Here is a 14,933-nt window from a genome sequence, read left to right as displayed (position 1 = left end):
TCAGGCCTTCCTTGCGGCTCGGGGATCGAGGGCATCGCGCAGGCCGTCGCCCAGGATGTTGAATGCGAGAGTGGTGAACAACAGCGCCAGGCCCGGGATGATCACGAGCCAGGGTGCAGCCAGGTAGATCGAGTTGCCGGCGGCCTCGGAGAGCATTCCGCCCCAGCTCGCGGTCGGCGGCACCACGCCCATGCCGAGGAACGACAGCGTCGCCTCGAAGACAATGGCGCTGGGGATCATCAGCGTCGAGTAGATGATGATGGGCACCATCAGGTTGGGCAGGATGTCACGGAACATGATTGAGACATGTCCGGCACCGAGGGAACGCGCCGCCTCGACGAATTCGCGTTGCTTGAGCGCGAGAACCTGGCCCCGGATCACCCGGGCGATGGGGGTCCAGGTGAAGAAGACGATCACGCTGATGCTGAGCGCGAGGCTGGGGCCGAGTACCGAAACCAGTGCGATGGCTGCGAGCAGAAACGGAACGCTCATCACGAGGTCCATGATTCGGGAGAGCACCGTGTCGGTGCGGTTGCCGAAGTAGCCGGCCAGAAGCCCGACGACGACACCGATCGTCGCCGCGGCGATCGAGGCGACGACGCCGACGACCAGGGAGATCCGGGCGCCGTAGGCCAGCCGCACCAGCACGTCCCGACCGAGCTGGTCCGTTCCGAAGAGAAACTCGTCTCCCGGCCCGACCGGGATGCCGGCCGGGGTGAGGCCCGTCTCCCGGAATTGCTCGTTGGGACCGTGCCCGGTGAGCGCGGCGATCACCGGAGCGCCGACGGCGAACAGCACCAGAATCACGATGAAGATGAAGGCGATCACGCTGCCGGGGTCGCGGCGCAGTCGGCGAAAGGTGAGCGCAAGCGAACCGCGCTGCACAACGGTGACGGGCGCGAGGTTCGCCGCCTCCGCTGCCTTTTTCGGAGTCTTGAGGATGCTCATGAGCGGCTTCCGATCAGGGTGTCATCACCGGTGGCCGACCCGAGAAGCGCCCGCGGCGCACGCGCACTGAGCTGCGGCCCGGGAGCGGAGGCGGCCAGCAGTTGCTTCGTGAAGTCGTGCTGCGGATTCGAATAGAGCGCCTCAGCCGAGGCGAGTTCCACGATCTGGCCGTGGTCCATCACCGCGATCCGGTCGCAGACATGCCGCACCACCGCGAGGTCGTGTGAGATGAACAGATAGGTGAGATTGAATTCCTTCTGCAGGTCGCTCATCAGGTTCAACACCTGGGCTTGAATCGACACGTCGAGGGCGGAAACCGGCTCGTCGAAGATGATGATCGACGGGTTCAGGGCCAGGGCGCGGGCGATGCCGATGCGTTGCCGCTGACCGCCCGAGAACTGGGACGGAAAACGGTTGTAGTGCTCCGGGTTGAGCCCGACGAGTTCCATCAGCTGTTGCACGCTGGCTTTGCGCTTCGCGCCGGAGGAGATCTTGTGGATCCGGAATGGATCCCCAATGATCGAGCCGACCCGCCGACGCGGGTTGAGCGATCCGAACGGGTCCTGAAAGACGAGTTGAATTTCGCGGCGCAGCTGGCGCCACTGGTCGTGGTTGACCGTGGACAGGTCATGCCCGGCCAGCGTGACGGTGCCGGACGTTGCCGGGATGAGACCGGCGATGACGCGGGCGAGTGTCGACTTGCCGCATCCGCTTTCACCGACCAAGCCGAGGGTCTCACCGCGATACATCGTCAGATCGATTCCGTTGAGCACCTGCACTTGGGTGCGGGTGCTCTTATTACGGAAGAAGAGTTCGACTCCGCTCGCCTGCACGATCGGGGTGGCGAGCTCGGTGGTGTTCGGATCGAGCGACTCGATCGGAAGGTCGTCCGGCAGATCGAACGAGGTGCCCCGCGTCGGTTCCGACGGCGCGTCGGTGAGCCAGCAGCTGGCCTCGAGGCCGTTGTCGTAGTGGCGGAGCGGCGGTCGTTCGCTCCAACACTGCGTCATCACATCGGGGCAGCGCGCTGCGAAGACGCAGCCCTGCACCGGGTCGAGCAGGCTGGGCGGACGACCGGCGATCGGGACCAGCGCGACGCCGGGCTGCGAGTTTGCGGGCGACGAGCGCAGCAAACCGGCGCTGTACGGATGCGCGGGGGCGGAGAACACCTCGCGGGCCGGACCCATTTCCAGGCGGTGACCGGCATACATGACCATCATCCGGTTCGCGACGGTGGCGAGCACGCTGAGGTCGTGGGTGATCATCAGGATGGTCGTGTCGAATTCGAGTTGCATCTCGTGCAGCAGTTCGAGGATCTGGGCCTGCACCGTGGAATCGAGGGCTGTGGTCGGCTCATCGGCGATGATCAGTGCCGGGTTCAACACGAGCGCCATCGCGATCATGACCCGCTGCCGCATGCCGCCGGAGAATTGATGCGGGTAGGCGTCAAAGCGCACCGCGGGGTCGGGGATGCCGACCTTGCCGAGAATCTCGATCGCGCGCGCCTTCGCGTCGGCGCGGCTGACGCGGGTGTGAGTGTGAATCTGTTCGGTGATCTGCCAGCCGATGGTGAACTGGGGATGCAGGCTGCTGAGTGGGTCTTGGAAGATCATGCTGATCGATTTGCCGCGGATCTGACGCAGCTCCTCCGACTTCATCAGCAGCAGGTCGCGCCCGTTGAAGTAGGCCTCCCCCGTGATCTCGGCGCCCGGCACGAGCCCCATGATCGCCTGCACCATCACACTCTTGCCGGAGCCCGATTCACCGACGATGCCGAAGAAGTCACCGGCTTCGACGGAGAACGACACGTCGCGCACGGCGTGGATGACGCCGTCCTCCGTGGGGATGCGCACATTCAAATGGCGCACGTCAAGAACTGGCATTGGAGCCTCTTTCACTCGCAGAGCTGCATCGGGATGAACGGATGGCGGTGGCCGGCCCCTCTGGGCGCCGGCCACCGCCGGATCAGACCGTTACTTCAGCGAGACGTTCGTCCAGTCGCCCTGCACGCTCAGTGCGTACGGGATGAAGTTCTGCACACGGTCGCTGTGGTAGATGTTCGCCCGGGGCGAGGCGATCGGGATCACGATCGCATCCGTCATCACCTTCTCGTCGACCTGGCCCCAGAGCTTCGCAATCTCGGCGGGATCGGTGGACTGGATGGCCTGGGCGGCCAGAGCGTTCGCCTCGTCGTTGTTGTAGTCGACGTAGTTGTAGGTCTGCGGCGTACCAGTGAAGGTGAACTGCGGCTGGAAGACCGAGCGTGCCGCGCCGCCCTGCCAGTCGGGAGTCCAACCGACCGGGGCGATGTCCCACATGCCGGCTGCGGTGTTCTCCGGGTTGGTCAGGAACTTCGAGTAGTAGTCGCTCGGGTTCACCGGCACGAGTTCAACGGTGAAGCCGGCCTTTTCGAGGCTGGCCTGGATCGTCTGGGCAATCTGCGGTTCCTGGTCCTTGGTGCGGTACGGCATCTTGAGTGCGAGGCCGTTCGGGTAGCCGGCTTCGGCGAGAAGCGATTTCGCCTTCTCCGGGTCACCCTTGGAGTCCTTGCTCGGGTACAGGTCGAAGTCGTGCTGGCCGAGCACACCCTGTCCGAAGATGCCGTTCTGCACTGCGGCGACATCCGGGCCACCGAGCGTCTGCACGACGGCCGCCTTGTCGACGGCGTATTGCAGTGCCTGACGCACCTTGAGGTTCTGCAGTGCACTGTCGTTGTTGCTGGTCTTGGTGTTGATCCAAATGAACGGGTTGACCGCGCCGCTCGCCACGCTGACCAGCTTCTCGTCGTTGGCGGCCTTCAACTGCTGAATCAGCGCCGGCGACAGCGTGATGTCGAATGACATGTCGGCGGAGCCCGCCTGCAGCTGCTGCGTGATGGCATCCGCGGTGAGGCCGAACGTCACGTCGATGGCGTCGACGTTGGCCGCGCGCAGCGGGTCGGACTTCGCATCCCAGGCCGGGTTGCGCTTGAGCTTCAGCTCCTTGTCGGGCGTGTAGCTGTCGACCGTGTACGGGCCGCTGGAGATGAAGTTGGAGCGGTAGTCGGGGGAATCCGGCTCATAGTCGAGAACCTCGACCGGGGCGGGCGACGCGTTGTTCAGCGACAGCATGTACAGGAAGTCGCCGGCGGGGCTCACCAGGTCGATTTCGAGAGTCTTGTCGTCGATCGCCTTGATGCCCGAAACCGGGGTGTCCTCGATGTATTTCTTCATCGAGGGGGCATCGGTGGGAACGGATGCGAACCCCTCACAGAAGGGTTTCATCCCCTCGATCGCCTCGTTGAAGTAGGTCAACATCGGGCTGGACTGCAGCGGGTTGCAGAGACGCTTGAGCCCGCGGGCGAAGTCGTCCGACACGATCTGACGCGCGCCGTCAGGGGCGTCCCACTTCGCACCGTCGCGAATGGTGAACGTGTAGGTCAGGCCGTTGTTCGTGGGCTGGGGCACCTCGGTTGCGAGGTCGGCCTGCGGGGCGATTCGTTCGGTGGCGTCATCGACTGTCTTGTAGCTGATCAGCTGTCGGCTCACCGCACGCATCACGCTCGTGGTCGGCACGTAGGCCGCGAGTGCGGGATCGAGGTGGTCGACGTCGCCGGCACCGAGCACCTTGAGGGTGCCGCCTGCGGTAGCCGGCTTATCGGAGGAGGTGCTGCTCGTTGCGGTGCTGCACGCCGTCGTGCCCAAAAGGACCGCCGCTGCAATCAGTGCCACCGCTTGTGTGGTGGAACGTTTCGTTTTCATGTGTCACCCAATCAATACTTCGCTGTACTTGGACGCTACGAAGGGAGCCTGTAGTGGGTGACATACTACATATTATTAATGCCGTACCACAATCGGTATTTCGTGCGAGGCGCGAAATGCCGAACGAGGAGCGGGGCGTTGGGTCGCGAAAACAGCCGAACCATCGGCCGTGCGACGGGCCGTGCGACGGGCCGTGCGACGGGCAGTGCGACGGGCAGTGCGATAGGCCGTGCGACCGATCAGGCGTCGCCGGCTACAGCCCACCACCCGATGATGTGCTCAAGGTGGTCGATGGTGAGCTCCTCGAGCGCAGCTCCATCTCCGCTCTCCAGCAAATCGAGCATGAGGTGGTGTTCCTTCGCCGATTCGGGCAGCTCGTGACTCTGGGTCATTTTCGCCAGGTTCACCATGCGGGTCTGCAGTCGCAGTTCGCGAACTGCGCTCACCAAACGCTCGTTGCCGTGCAGGGCGAGCAGGCCCAGGTGAAAGTCGCGGTCCCGCTCGATGAAGCCGGAGAGGTTCGCCTGCTCGGCGTGCGTCGAGATCTCGGCGGCGAGCGAACGCCAGTGCGGCATTGTGTCGAGCGGGAAGTCCGCGGCGAGGGAGCGCATGACCGGCGCCTCGAGCAGCTGGCGCAGCTCGATGATCTCGCGCAGGTCACCCTCGCTCACCTCGGTGACGCGGAAACCCTTGTTGCGCACGGAGGTGACGAAGCCGCGTTGCTCCAGATCGAGCATCGCCTCGCGCACCGGGGTCGCCGAGACGGCGAACTGCACTGCGAGGCTCGGAACCGAGACGAGCGTGCCGGGCGCGAGCTCGCCGGAGATGATGGCGGCCGAGAGCGACTCGCCGATGCGGTCACGCAGGCTCGAGACCTGCTCCACTTTGTGAATGGCTGAAGGAGCCATGGGATCCTCTCCCTCGCATTGTCTGCTGAAATTTTGCCCGCGCTACTCGCGGGATGGAAAGCTACTCACTAGCATCATGATATGTGCCATATTACAAAGCCGGTCCGGACCATCGATTACCACACCGCCGGTGAACCTTTTCGAATAGTACTGGACGGCGCTCCCGAAATCAGCGGCGCAACCGTCGCCGAACGGCGGGTTGTGGCTCAGAACTCGGCGGAGATCGACGCCGTGCGGCAACTGCTCTGCCGGGAGCCGCGCGGTCACGCCGACATGTACGGCTGCTTCATCGTTCCGCCCGACGACGACGGCGCCGACTTCGGCGTGCTGTTCTGGCACAACGACGGCTTCTCAACGGCCTGCGGTCACGGCACGATCGCACTCGGCGTGTGGGCCGTGCAGAGCGGCCTCGTCGCCGCGCAACCCGACGGGGTGACCCCGGTGACCATCGACGTGCCGTCAGGGCGCGTGGTCGCTCACGTGCGTCAGATCGCGGGGATCGTCACCAGTGTGGTGTTCGAGAACGTGGTCTCCTACCCGGTCGCCCGAGCCGTCGATGTGGAGACGTCGCGCGGCCGCGTGCAGGCCGACATCGGTTTCGGCGGGGCGCTCTACGCCTGCGTCGAAGCGTCGTCGCTCGGCCTCACCGTGACCCAGGACAACTATGAAGAACTGCTCGCCATCGGGCGCGAGATCAAGTGGACGCTGAATGACAGCCCGTTCGCCGAGCATCCTGCCGATGACCGCCTGAGCGGCATCTACGGAACCATCATCTTCGATGACCTCGGCGACACCGCCGACGGCCCGCACCAACGCAACGTCACCGTCTTCGCCGACGGGCGCGTCGACCGTTCCCCCTGCGGCTCGGGCACAGCCACCCGGATCGCCCTTCTCGCGGACTCCGGCCGGCTCGCACCCGATCAGGCGCTCACCCACGACTCGATCGTGGGCAGCCAGTTCATCGGCCGCGCGCGCGCCGTCGACAACGGCGCCCCAGAGAATGAGATTCACGGCTCCGTGGTTCCGACCGTCGAGGGAATGGCCTACAAGACGGGCGAACACACCTTCATCCTGGATGCGAACGACCCGGTTGCGACAGGATTCATCCTGTGACTTCCGCAGCCCCCGCACTCCCCTCCTTCCCCTCGCCGCTGCCCTGGATCTCTGCCGAGGAGGTCTTCGCCCGTGTCGATTTCGAGCGAGCCGCGCGTGCGATTCAGCGGGACCTCCGTGCTGGCCTCGACCCGGCGACCGACTTCAGCCGCGGCATCCTCGATCTGACCGCCGGACAACTACTGCTGATGCCCACCCAGTCGAGTGAATTCGTCGGGGTGAAGGTGGCCACGGTCGCGCCGGGGAATCCGGACCTCGGTCTCGAGCGCATTCAGGGCGTGTACCTCCTGATGGATGCCACGACCCTCAGCCCGATCGCGCTGATCGACGGCACGGCCTTGACGACGCTCCGCACGCCGGCGGTCTCGGCGGCGGCGGCGGACCTGCTCGCCCCGGCAACCGTCGAACACCTCGTCGTCTTCGGATCCGGGCCGCAGGCCTGGGGTCATATCGAGGCGATGCGCGGCATCCGTTCGATCGGTCGGGTCTCGATCGTCGCACGCAATCAGGAGCGCGCTGCAGCGCTGGCCGATCGCGTGCGTGCCGGCGGCCTCACTGCCACCGTCGGCACGGCGGATTCGGTGCGCGACGCCCAGCTGATCGTCTGCGCGACGACGGCCCGCACGCCCGTGTTCGACGGAGCGCTCGTGCCGGATGACTCGTGCACCGTCGCCGTCGGATCCCACGAGCCCGACGCCCGCGAGCTGCCCTCGGCTCTCGTCGACCGTGCGCAGCTCGTGGTGGAGGACATCGCCGTCGCGCTGCGCGAGGCGGGCGACCTGATCATCCCGATCGGTGAAGGTGCGATCGCCGCCGACGCCCTGGTACCGATGCGCGACGTCATCACCGAATCGGTGGCGGTCGACCACAGCCGACCGCGCGTCTTCAAGAGCTCGGGAATGTCGTGGGAAGACCTCGTCATCGCGGCCGAGGTGTTCCGCGCCGGCTAGAGACGTCGCCGAGTTTGAGAGTTCCGGTCGAGTTGCCCTGTTCTACCGGGGCAACTCGACCGCAAGTGTCAAACTCGGCGCTCGGCGACGGGCAACGCGGCCAAAAACGGGTCCGACGCCCAGAGATGGCAGAGCGCATAGGCACGGTAGGGCGACCACGATTCGGCGCGCGCCGCGGCATCCTTCGCCGAGATGCCGCCGAGAGCACGGCGCAAGACCAGATCACCCGGCGTGAACGCGTTGCGGTCGCCGAGGGCGCGCACCGCCAGATAGTCGGCCGTCCACGGGCCGATTCCCGGCAGAGCGAGCAGTCGGCGACGGATGTCGGTGTGGTCGTTCTCGGGAGCGATCTGCAAGCCGTCGGCGCAGGCCTCGGCCAGTGCCTGAACCGTGCGCGCCCGGGCGCCGGTCACCCGGATTCCTTGCTGCAGCTCGTCGGGAGTGAGCGCGGCCAGCCGCTCGGGATCGGGGAAAAGCCGCAGCCCGCCGGGGCCGTCACTCCCCCAGGCCTCGGCCACCCGGCCGCCGAAGGTGCGGCAGGCGGCGAGCGACACCTGCTGGCCGAGCACCGTCATCACCGCGGCTTCGAAGCCGTCGGGGTAGCCGATGATCCGCAGGCCCGGTCGCGCCTCGAGCAATGGTCCGATCACCGAATCGTTGCCGAGGACCGTGCGTACGGCCGCCAGATCGGCGTCAAGGTCGAGCCAGCGGCGCACGAAACGGAGGAGATCGGCGGGAGCGGCGGGATCGGTATCGTCGAGCCGGTCGGCATCGACCGCGCCGACGCCCGCATCCTCCACGCCCTGATCGTCAACCTCAACCAGCACCGCGTGAGCAGTAATCGTCACGGTCACCGGGCGCGGACCCGCCACCGTCGGCAACAGCCGGCGGTAGGTGCCCGCCGCGCGATCGGTGACCTCGACCCCGGGAATCGCGTGCAACGCCAGTGATCCGAGCATCGACGCGGCGTCGAGAGGTTCGTCGACCGGCAGGCTGACGTGAGTGTTCACGATCGTCCGGCCGAGTTCCAGACCCCGGAGCTGCCACGGCGATGGCTGTCGACCAAATGGGTGTCCACGATGCCGATGGCTTCCATCAGGGCAAACATCGTGGTCGGACCGACGAACGCGAAGCCCTTCGCCCGCAGGCCCTTTGAGAGGGCGACCGACTCGACCGACTGAGTGGGGACATCCGCGTAGGTGACCGGAACCGGAGTCTCGGCCGGCTGAAACGACCAGACGAAGTCGACGAGTCCGCCCTCGGCGCGGAGCGCGATGGTCGCCCGGGCGTTGGTGATCGCCGCGGCGATCTTCAGGCGGTTGCGCACGATGCCGGCATCATTCATCAGCCGTTCGACGTCGGTGTCGGTGAAGGTGGCCACCCGGTCGGGATCGAAGTCGGCGAATGCGGCGCGGAAGGCCGGCCGCTTCTTCAGGATCGTCGCCCACGACAGCCCGGCTTGGAAAGCCTCCAGGCTGATCCGCTCGTACATCCCGTGTTCGTCACGCACCGGCACGCCCCACTCGGTGTCGTAGTAGTCGCGCATCAGCGGGTCGGTCGCGGCCCAGGTCGGGCGGAGGAGTCCGTCGTCACCGCGCACCACGCCGGCCGGAGTCGACACCGGTGCCGTGGCATCCTCGTTCATCGTGGTCATTGGTCTGACAGTCCCGTCACTTGCTTGATGGTCATTCGACGGGCAATCCCGTTACCCTCATCGTGATGTTAATTCTGCCGCGTGCGAGGCCCGTGGCGCGGCTTCCGGTGTCGGGATAGACCTTGGGCACGCCGTGAAAGGCGAACCGGCTTGGTCCGCCGAACACGAACAGGTCACCGGACTCAAGGTCCAGGTCGGTGTACGGTTTGCCGCGATCTGTTGTATTCCCAAAACGGAATTTGCAGCTGTCGCCGATGCTGAGCGAGACGACCGGGGAGTCGTCGAGTTCGTCCTTGTCCTGATGCATTCCCATCTTCGCGGTGTCGTCGTAGTAGTTCACGAGTGCCGCATCCGGATGGTACGCGGCTGCGGCCTGCGGGTTCAAGGCTTCGGCGACCGCGCGCCGACCGAGATCGGCCAGCCAGTCCGGAAACTCGAGCACGCGCACCCCGTTCACGTCGCCGGCCTCCCGGGTGTACCGGTAGGGCTGCCAGTGCCAGCCGAGGCAGACGGTGCGCACCGACATCTCGTGGCCGCCGGGGAGTTTCGCGGCACGGATCGGCACCGGACCGCGTGCCCACTGCATGAACTGGGCAACGATCGCTTGCTGCTCGTCGAGCGAGAGCCAGCCGGGAACGTGCACGGCGCCGGGCGCGATCTCGCGGCGTTCGGCGGGAAAGAGCGCGTCGGTCATGCCGCTCCCTCGAGGTGAAGCAGCAGTTGCTTGGCCTCCGTGCCGCCGAGGTAGCCGCCGAACGAGCCGTCGGAGCGCACCACCCGGTGGCACGGCACGATGAGTGGAAGCGGGTTTGTCGCGCAGGCCGTGCCGACCGCCCGCACCGCGCGGGGGCTCCCCGCGGCGAGCGCCACCTGCGCATAGCTTTCGGTCTGGCCGTAGCCGATCTCGGGCAGGTGGGCCAAGACGCTCCGCCGGAATCCCTTCGAGAGCTGATGGTCGAGGGGCAGGTCGAAGCGTTGGCGGATGCCGGCGAAGTACTCGTCGAGTTCGCGGGCCACGGTGTCGAGCCGGGCCGGCGCCCGCAGAATGCGGGGGCTGATCGCCGTCGCGAGTCGCTCGAGCACGGCATCGTGGTCTTCGCGCTGGAAGGCGACGCGCACGAGTCCCGCTTCGGTCGCGGCGAGGAGCAGCAGTCCGACGGGCGAATCGACGGTGCGGTAGGCCACGTCGAGGTCGCCTTCGGCGGATGCCGCCGCGACGAACGCGGCATGCAGCCGGTCGAGGTCGGCCGGGTCGGCGGCGTGGAGCGGTGCGAGCAATTCGGTCGTGGCGGTGTCGTGAGCAGTAGTCATGGGAGCAGTCCTTTCGAGGTCACGCGAGAGAGGTCCGTTCCGGTGGTTGAGGAGCTCGCGACGAAGGAGCGCGCGTCTCGAAACCTGGCGAGCCGATCTCTGAACTGTGGTCGAGTCTGGAGGTCGGATCGCGGGGTTTCGAGACGCTCGCTGGCGCTCGCTCCTCAACCAGCGGATGGGTCTCCGCGAGCCGCCTCCGCAAAGTCTTGATGCCGTCGGCGGCGGCCCGACGCGCGGCATCCGTCGTGCCACCGAGAATCTCGGCTACCTCTTTATAGGGGAGCCCGACGACGTGGTGATAGGCGACGGCCTGCCGTTGCGTGGCGGGCAAGAGTGCCAGTGCGGCCCAGAGGTCGTGATCGGTCGCCTCGGGATCTCCACGGGTCGCGGCCCGCTCGGGCAGCGCGTCGACCGGGATCGGCAGTCGCGCCCGTGCCCGGGTCACGTCGATTGCCTTGCGGTGGGCAATCGTCACGAGCCAGGCCTCGACGTTCGCGCCCTCGGCGAGCGCTGGGTACGCCCGGAGCGCGGCCAGAAAAGTCTCGGACCATGCGTCGTCGGCATCGACCGGCCCGAGCACCGCGCGGCAGACGCGCAACACCGTTGCACCGTGCTCGGCGACCACTCGTTCAAAGGGTTGCATGCTCAGCTCGCGCCTCTGATCGGCGCAGCGGATGCGCCGGCGCGGTTTTGCTGCGCATCAGAACAGCCGGTCAAGGCTCGCCTCGGCGGGTTCTTCAAGCGCGAGCAGAAACCGTTTGCGGTCGAGTCCACCGGCGTAGCCGACGAGATTGCCGTCGGCGCCGACCACCCGGTGGCAGGGCACGATGATGCTGATCGGATTCTTGCCGTTCGCCGCGCCAACCGCCTGTGACAGGTTGCGGTCGCCGAGCTCGGCAGCCAGCTGCCCATAGCTGCGGGTTTCCCCATACGGGATCTCGCGGAGGAGCGCCCAGACCTTGAGCTGAAAGTCATTCCCGACCGGTTCCAGCGGCAGGTCGAAGGCCGTGCGCTCTCCGGCGAAGTATTCACCGAGCTGCGTGGTCACCGTGCCGAATGCACCGTCGTCGCGCGGGCCGAAGGTGTCTGCATCCGGGCGATGCTTGTGCTCGGAAAAGTACACCGCGGCCAGGGCTCCGCTCTCCGCGGACACCACCGTGAGCTCGCCGAGCGGCGAGCCGATAACGCTGTGTGAGACGCTCATGCCTCGCTCCCGTCAATCGTGAATCAGCTGTGGTTCAACCAGTCATGCTTCCGCCCCCATTCTCTCGAATGTGACGCTGTTCTACCTTGAAGACGCTGACCGCACACCAAACGTGAGATGCGTCATCCGAAGTTCTCGCTCCCTCACCGAAGATCGCCGCTCCCGCCGAGATTCGCCGATAGCGCGGCGATTCTCGGCGGCATCGGCGACGCTCGAGGAACTTCTGCAGGTCGGCGGCGAATGCGACCCTGGGCAGACGGAGCCGGGCGGCGTAGCCTGACGGTACGGAGGTGAGCTGAAATGCAAGCAACTGCAGGCGATCGGATTGTGATCCGCGGCAAGACCGTTGAGACGCCCGACCGACACGGCGAGATCGTCGAGGTGCGCGGCGAGAATGGTGGTCCGCCCTACCTGGTGAAATTCGAGAACGGACACGAAACAGTGGTGTTCCCCGGCTCTGACTTCGTGGTCGAACATCAGGCCTGATGACCGAGAATTCCCCTCCTCCCGACCCGGAGGAGCTCGCCGAGGCGCCCAGCCCATCACCTTCGGCGTCTCCTCTGCCGGCTCCCCCTCGAGCGCCTCACGCGCCGCACATGAGTCGCGAGGAACGATCGATTGAGGTGCGCGAGATCATCGCAGTGTTCCTGCTGTCGGTGACGGCGATCCTGACGGCCTGGTGCGGGTTCGAGTCGTCGAAGTGGAGCGGCGAGATGTCGATCGAGTTCTCGCAGGCTTCGAGCGCTCGCGTTCAATCGCTTGACTACGCGAACGTAGCGCGCGCTGCGGAGTCGACCGATCTAGCGATCTACACGCAGTGGGTGGATGCGAAGGCCCGCGGCGATCAAGCATTTGCCGACTATGTCAGTGCCCGGTTCACCCCCGCGTTTGCCGTGGCGTTCGCGAGTTGGCAGATCGCGGGCGAGAACACGAAGTCGCCGTTCAATGAGCCGAGCTATGTACCGGATGGACGGGTGGAATCAGCGAAGTTTTCGAAGCTGGCCGATCATAAGTTCGAGACGGCGCTGCAAAGCAATCAACGTGGTGACAACTATGCGATTCTCACCGTTCTGTTCGCTCTCGTCCTCTTCTTCACCGCGATGTCGGGGCGCAACAAGCTGCTCTGGGCGGGGTGGTTTCTGCTCAGTTTGGCCGCATTCGTCGCCGTCTTCGGCGCGGTGATTCTGGCGACCTATCCGGTGCTGGTCTGATCTCGCGGCGAGAAAGTCGACCAGGAACCAGCAGCCAGCTTCCCCATTCGACGGAGATTTTTGCTGACGCGACCGTGATCAGGGGGCGTTTGGCCGAATTGGGCCGGATTCACGAAAGATCTCCGTCGAATGGGACGTGCTGCTCCGATATTCACGATAGTCAGCGAAGCGGATACCACGGCCGGCCTCCATCACTCGTCCGGCGGCATCCGTGTCACGCTTTCCCTTTCACCCCAGAAGACGCGATAAACTGACAGCCTGTTTGGCCACGCGGCCAAAGTGGTCGGCACACGCACATGCGTCGTCGGTCCGAGGCTTGAAACCTCCGGCATCCTTTTCGATACCCGGAGGTTTCTCCATGTCCACTCCTCGTCGCACGCCCAATCGCTGGTGGGCCCTGGCCGTGCTCTCCCTCACGCAGCTCGTCGTCGTTCTTGATGGCACCATCGTGAACATCGCCCTCCCCCAGGCCCAACTCGAACTCGGACTCTCCGACGTCGAGCGGCAGTGGGTAGTTACCGCGTATGCCTTGGCCTTCGGCGCGCTGCTGCTTCTCGGCGGCAGAATCGCCGACTACTGGGGCCGCAAGCGCACCTACTTGGTCGGCATGGTCGGCTTCGGCGCGGCATCCGTCTTCGGCGGCCTGGCTCAGAACGGAACAGAGCTCATTGCCGCGCGCGGCCTACAGGGCCTCTTCGCGGCGATGTTGGCGCCGGCCGCGCTCGCCTTGCTCACCGTGACGTTTGCGCACGGCAAGGACCGCGCGACCGCGTTCGCCGTGTTCGGCACGGTGGCCGGAACGGGTGCCGCAATCGGGCTGCTGCTCGGTGGCCTGCTCACCGAGTTCGCCGACTGGCGCTGGTGCTTGCTGGTGAACGTGTTCTTCGTGATCCTCGGCTTCATCGGCGGCGTGCTCTTCGTCAGCGAGAGCAAGGCCGAAGGCGACAACCGGTACGACGTGTGGGGCGCGATCACCGTCACGCTCGGCCTCGGCTCGCTCGTCTATGGCTTCAGCCTCGCCGAGGGCGGCTGGGGATCCGTCGACACCATCGGTTTCCTCGCCCTGGGCGCCCTGCTTCTCGCGCTGTTCGTGTGGATCGAGTCACGGGTCGCCCAGCCCCTGCTTCCGCTTGGCATCGTGGCGAACAAGGTGCGCGGCGGGGCGTTCTTGATCCAGGCCGTCACCGGAAGCGTGATGATCGGAGCCCTGCTCTACCTGGCGTTCCACCTGCAGATCGTGCTGGGCATGGCCCCGTTCGCATCCGGCCTGGCCAGCTTGCCGATGACCGTCGCCATCATGATCACCGCGCCGATCGCCACGAAGCTCCTGCCGGCGATCGGCCCGCGCCCGATGATGATCGGCGGGCCACTGGTCGTGGCCGCCGGGCTCGTCTACCTCAGCCAGATCACGGCCGACGGCAACTACTTCGTTCAGGTGCTGCCCGCCCTGATCGTCATGGGACTCGGCATGGGCTTCGTCTTCGTGCCCCTGCAGAACCTCGCGCTCAGCGGTGTCGCCCCGCACGATGCTGGCGCCGCCTCGGCCACCGCCAATTCCGCCATGCAGATCGGTGGCTCGATCGGCCTCTCGATCTTCACCGCGCTCTACGCAGCGACGGCAGGGCCGACTACTGACCTGACCGGAAAGCCACTGCTCGAGGCGTTCACCAACGGATACTCCGCAGCGTTCCTCGCCGCCGCCGTCGGCATGGTTCTGGCTTCAATCATCGCCGCCACGCTCATCCGTGGAGCGAAGACGGAGCTGCTGCCGCAGGGCGATGCGCACGCGCTGGTGCACGCGGGCTAATCGATGCCCGGCGTGCTACCGTGCCGCACATCACGTCGACTCGCGACGTGCAGCATCCGTCGCGTTCGTTCGCTCACGCGCCCCGAA

At 66.0% G+C, this 14,933-nt stretch carries 15 protein-coding genes; 5 read left to right on the top strand and 10 right to left on the bottom strand.

Annotated elements, in window-relative coordinates; translation table 11 throughout:
• The 4 genes from AB4Y63_RS03245 to AB4Y63_RS03230 form a co-directional block, all read right to left on the bottom strand.
• Positions 1-948, bottom strand: a complete 948-nt coding sequence (locus AB4Y63_RS03245) for an ABC transporter permease (protein WP_441789594.1) — start codon at positions 946-948, stop codon at positions 1-3.
• Positions 945-2,831 (bottom strand): dipeptide ABC transporter ATP-binding protein, encoded by a 1,887-nt coding sequence (locus tag AB4Y63_RS03240; RefSeq protein ID WP_441789593.1) that lies wholly within the window; start codon positions 2,829-2,831, stop codon positions 945-947. The genes AB4Y63_RS03245 and AB4Y63_RS03240 overlap by 4 nt, the downstream gene beginning before the upstream one ends.
• Positions 2,832-2,921: 90 nt before the next feature.
• Entirely contained in the window at positions 2,922-4,688 is a 1,767-nt protein-coding gene (locus tag AB4Y63_RS03235; protein ID WP_441789592.1) for an ABC transporter substrate-binding protein, read from the bottom strand.
• Positions 4,689-4,927: 239 nt separating this feature from the next.
• Positions 4,928-5,596, bottom strand: a complete 669-nt coding sequence (locus tag AB4Y63_RS03230; protein ID WP_441789591.1) for a GntR family transcriptional regulator — start codon at positions 5,594-5,596, stop codon at positions 4,928-4,930.
• Positions 5,597-5,677: 81 nt separating this feature from the next.
• Here AB4Y63_RS03230 and AB4Y63_RS03225 point away from each other — a divergent pair, with 81 nt between their 5' ends.
• Together AB4Y63_RS03225 and AB4Y63_RS03220 are read left to right on the top strand one after the other, a co-directional pair.
• Positions 5,678-6,709, top strand: a complete 1,032-nt coding sequence (locus AB4Y63_RS03225; protein ID WP_441789590.1) for a proline racemase family protein — start codon at positions 5,678-5,680, stop codon at positions 6,707-6,709.
• The gene (locus tag AB4Y63_RS03220; protein WP_441789589.1) at positions 6,706-7,659 is read left to right on the top strand and encodes an ornithine cyclodeaminase family protein; all 954 of its coding nucleotides are present in this window, start codon (positions 6,706-6,708) and stop codon (positions 7,657-7,659) included. The genes AB4Y63_RS03225 and AB4Y63_RS03220 overlap by 4 nt, the downstream gene beginning before the upstream one ends.
• Before the next feature lie 68 nt (positions 7,660-7,727).
• Here the strand turns inward: AB4Y63_RS03220 and AB4Y63_RS03215 are convergent, their stop codons facing one another.
• Genes AB4Y63_RS03215 through AB4Y63_RS03190 form a run of 6 tightly spaced genes read right to left on the bottom strand, consistent with a single transcriptional unit; the run spans position 7,728 to position 11,828 of the window.
• Complete coding sequence (locus AB4Y63_RS03215; RefSeq protein WP_441789588.1) at positions 7,728-8,669, bottom strand: DNA-3-methyladenine glycosylase 2; 942 nt, start codon at positions 8,667-8,669, stop codon at positions 7,728-7,730.
• Positions 8,666-9,313, bottom strand: a complete 648-nt coding sequence (locus AB4Y63_RS03210; protein ID WP_441789587.1) for a DNA-3-methyladenine glycosylase I — start codon at positions 9,311-9,313, stop codon at positions 8,666-8,668. The genes AB4Y63_RS03215 and AB4Y63_RS03210 overlap by 4 nt, the downstream gene beginning before the upstream one ends.
• A 31-nt stretch (positions 9,314-9,344) precedes the next feature.
• The gene (locus AB4Y63_RS03205; protein WP_441789586.1) at positions 9,345-10,007 is read right to left on the bottom strand and encodes an alpha-ketoglutarate-dependent dioxygenase AlkB family protein; all 663 of its coding nucleotides are present in this window, start codon (positions 10,005-10,007) and stop codon (positions 9,345-9,347) included.
• Complete coding sequence (locus tag AB4Y63_RS03200; protein ID WP_441789585.1) at positions 10,004-10,624, bottom strand: methylated-DNA--[protein]-cysteine S-methyltransferase; 621 nt, start codon at positions 10,622-10,624, stop codon at positions 10,004-10,006. The genes AB4Y63_RS03205 and AB4Y63_RS03200 overlap by 4 nt, the downstream gene beginning before the upstream one ends.
• A 19-nt stretch (positions 10,625-10,643) precedes the next feature.
• Entirely contained in the window at positions 10,644-11,267 is a 624-nt protein-coding gene (locus AB4Y63_RS03195) for an RNA polymerase sigma factor (RefSeq protein WP_441789584.1), read from the bottom strand.
• A 57-nt stretch (positions 11,268-11,324) separates the two neighbouring features.
• Positions 11,325-11,828: a methylated-DNA--[protein]-cysteine S-methyltransferase gene (locus tag AB4Y63_RS03190; protein ID WP_441789583.1), complete on the bottom strand. Its 504-nt coding sequence runs from the start codon at positions 11,826-11,828 to the stop codon at positions 11,325-11,327.
• 300 nt (positions 11,829-12,128) lie between these two features.
• Here AB4Y63_RS03190 and AB4Y63_RS03185 point away from each other — a divergent pair, with 300 nt between their 5' ends.
• The 3 genes from AB4Y63_RS03185 (at position 12,129) to AB4Y63_RS03175 (ending at position 14,846) form a co-directional block, all read left to right on the top strand.
• Positions 12,129-12,314 carry a DUF1918 domain-containing protein gene (locus AB4Y63_RS03185; protein WP_441789582.1) on the top strand — a complete coding sequence of 62 codons (186 nt, stop codon included), beginning with the start codon at positions 12,129-12,131 and terminating at the stop codon, positions 12,312-12,314.
• Between the two features lie 110 nt (positions 12,315-12,424).
• Positions 12,425-13,039, top strand: a complete 615-nt coding sequence (locus AB4Y63_RS03180; RefSeq protein WP_441789581.1) for a hypothetical protein — start codon at positions 12,425-12,427, stop codon at positions 13,037-13,039.
• Between the two features lie 358 nt (positions 13,040-13,397).
• Positions 13,398-14,846: an MFS transporter gene (locus AB4Y63_RS03175; protein ID WP_441789580.1), complete on the top strand. Its 1,449-nt coding sequence runs from the start codon at positions 13,398-13,400 to the stop codon at positions 14,844-14,846.
• The last annotated feature ends 87 nt before the right edge of the window (positions 14,847-14,933 follow it).

This window comes from Leifsonia sp. YAF41 (assembly GCF_052113185.1).
Classification (GTDB): Bacteria; Actinomycetota; Actinomycetes; order Actinomycetales; family Microbacteriaceae; genus Cryobacterium.
The sequence above is the reverse complement of the archived record's forward strand: the minus strand, read 5'-3'. Positions and strand labels throughout refer to the sequence as shown.

Excerpts from the sequence above, each read along its gene's own strand:
- AB4Y63_RS03180 (WP_441789581.1), top strand. The coding sequence starts at position 12,425 with ATGAGTCGCGAGGAACGATCGATTGAGGTGCGCGAGATCATCGCAGTG.
- AB4Y63_RS03195 (WP_441789584.1), bottom strand. The coding sequence starts at position 11,267 with ATGCAACCCTTTGAACGAGTGGTCGCCGAGCACGGTGCAACGGTGTTG.
- AB4Y63_RS03245 (WP_441789594.1), bottom strand. The coding sequence starts at position 948 with ATGAGCATCCTCAAGACTCCGAAAAAGGCAGCGGAGGCGGCGAACCTC.
- AB4Y63_RS03240 (WP_441789593.1), bottom strand. The coding sequence starts at position 2,831 with ATGCCAGTTCTTGACGTGCGCCATTTGAATGTGCGCATCCCCACGGAG.
- AB4Y63_RS03225 (WP_441789590.1), top strand. The coding sequence starts at position 5,678 with ATGTGCCATATTACAAAGCCGGTCCGGACCATCGATTACCACACCGCC.
- AB4Y63_RS03200 (WP_441789585.1), bottom strand. The coding sequence starts at position 10,624 with ATGACTACTGCTCACGACACCGCCACGACCGAATTGCTCGCACCGCTC.
- AB4Y63_RS03205 (WP_441789586.1), bottom strand. The coding sequence starts at position 10,007 with ATGACCGACGCGCTCTTTCCCGCCGAACGCCGCGAGATCGCGCCCGGC.
- AB4Y63_RS03230 (WP_441789591.1), bottom strand. The coding sequence starts at position 5,596 with ATGGCTCCTTCAGCCATTCACAAAGTGGAGCAGGTCTCGAGCCTGCGT.
- AB4Y63_RS03235 (WP_441789592.1), bottom strand. The coding sequence starts at position 4,688 with ATGAAAACGAAACGTTCCACCACACAAGCGGTGGCACTGATTGCAGCG.
- AB4Y63_RS03190 (WP_441789583.1), bottom strand. The coding sequence starts at position 11,828 with ATGAGCGTCTCACACAGCGTTATCGGCTCGCCGCTCGGCGAGCTCACG.
- AB4Y63_RS03185 (WP_441789582.1), top strand. The coding sequence starts at position 12,129 with ATGCAAGCAACTGCAGGCGATCGGATTGTGATCCGCGGCAAGACCGTT.
- AB4Y63_RS03175 (WP_441789580.1), top strand. The coding sequence starts at position 13,398 with ATGTCCACTCCTCGTCGCACGCCCAATCGCTGGTGGGCCCTGGCCGTG.
- AB4Y63_RS03210 (WP_441789587.1), bottom strand. The coding sequence starts at position 9,313 with ATGACCACGATGAACGAGGATGCCACGGCACCGGTGTCGACTCCGGCC.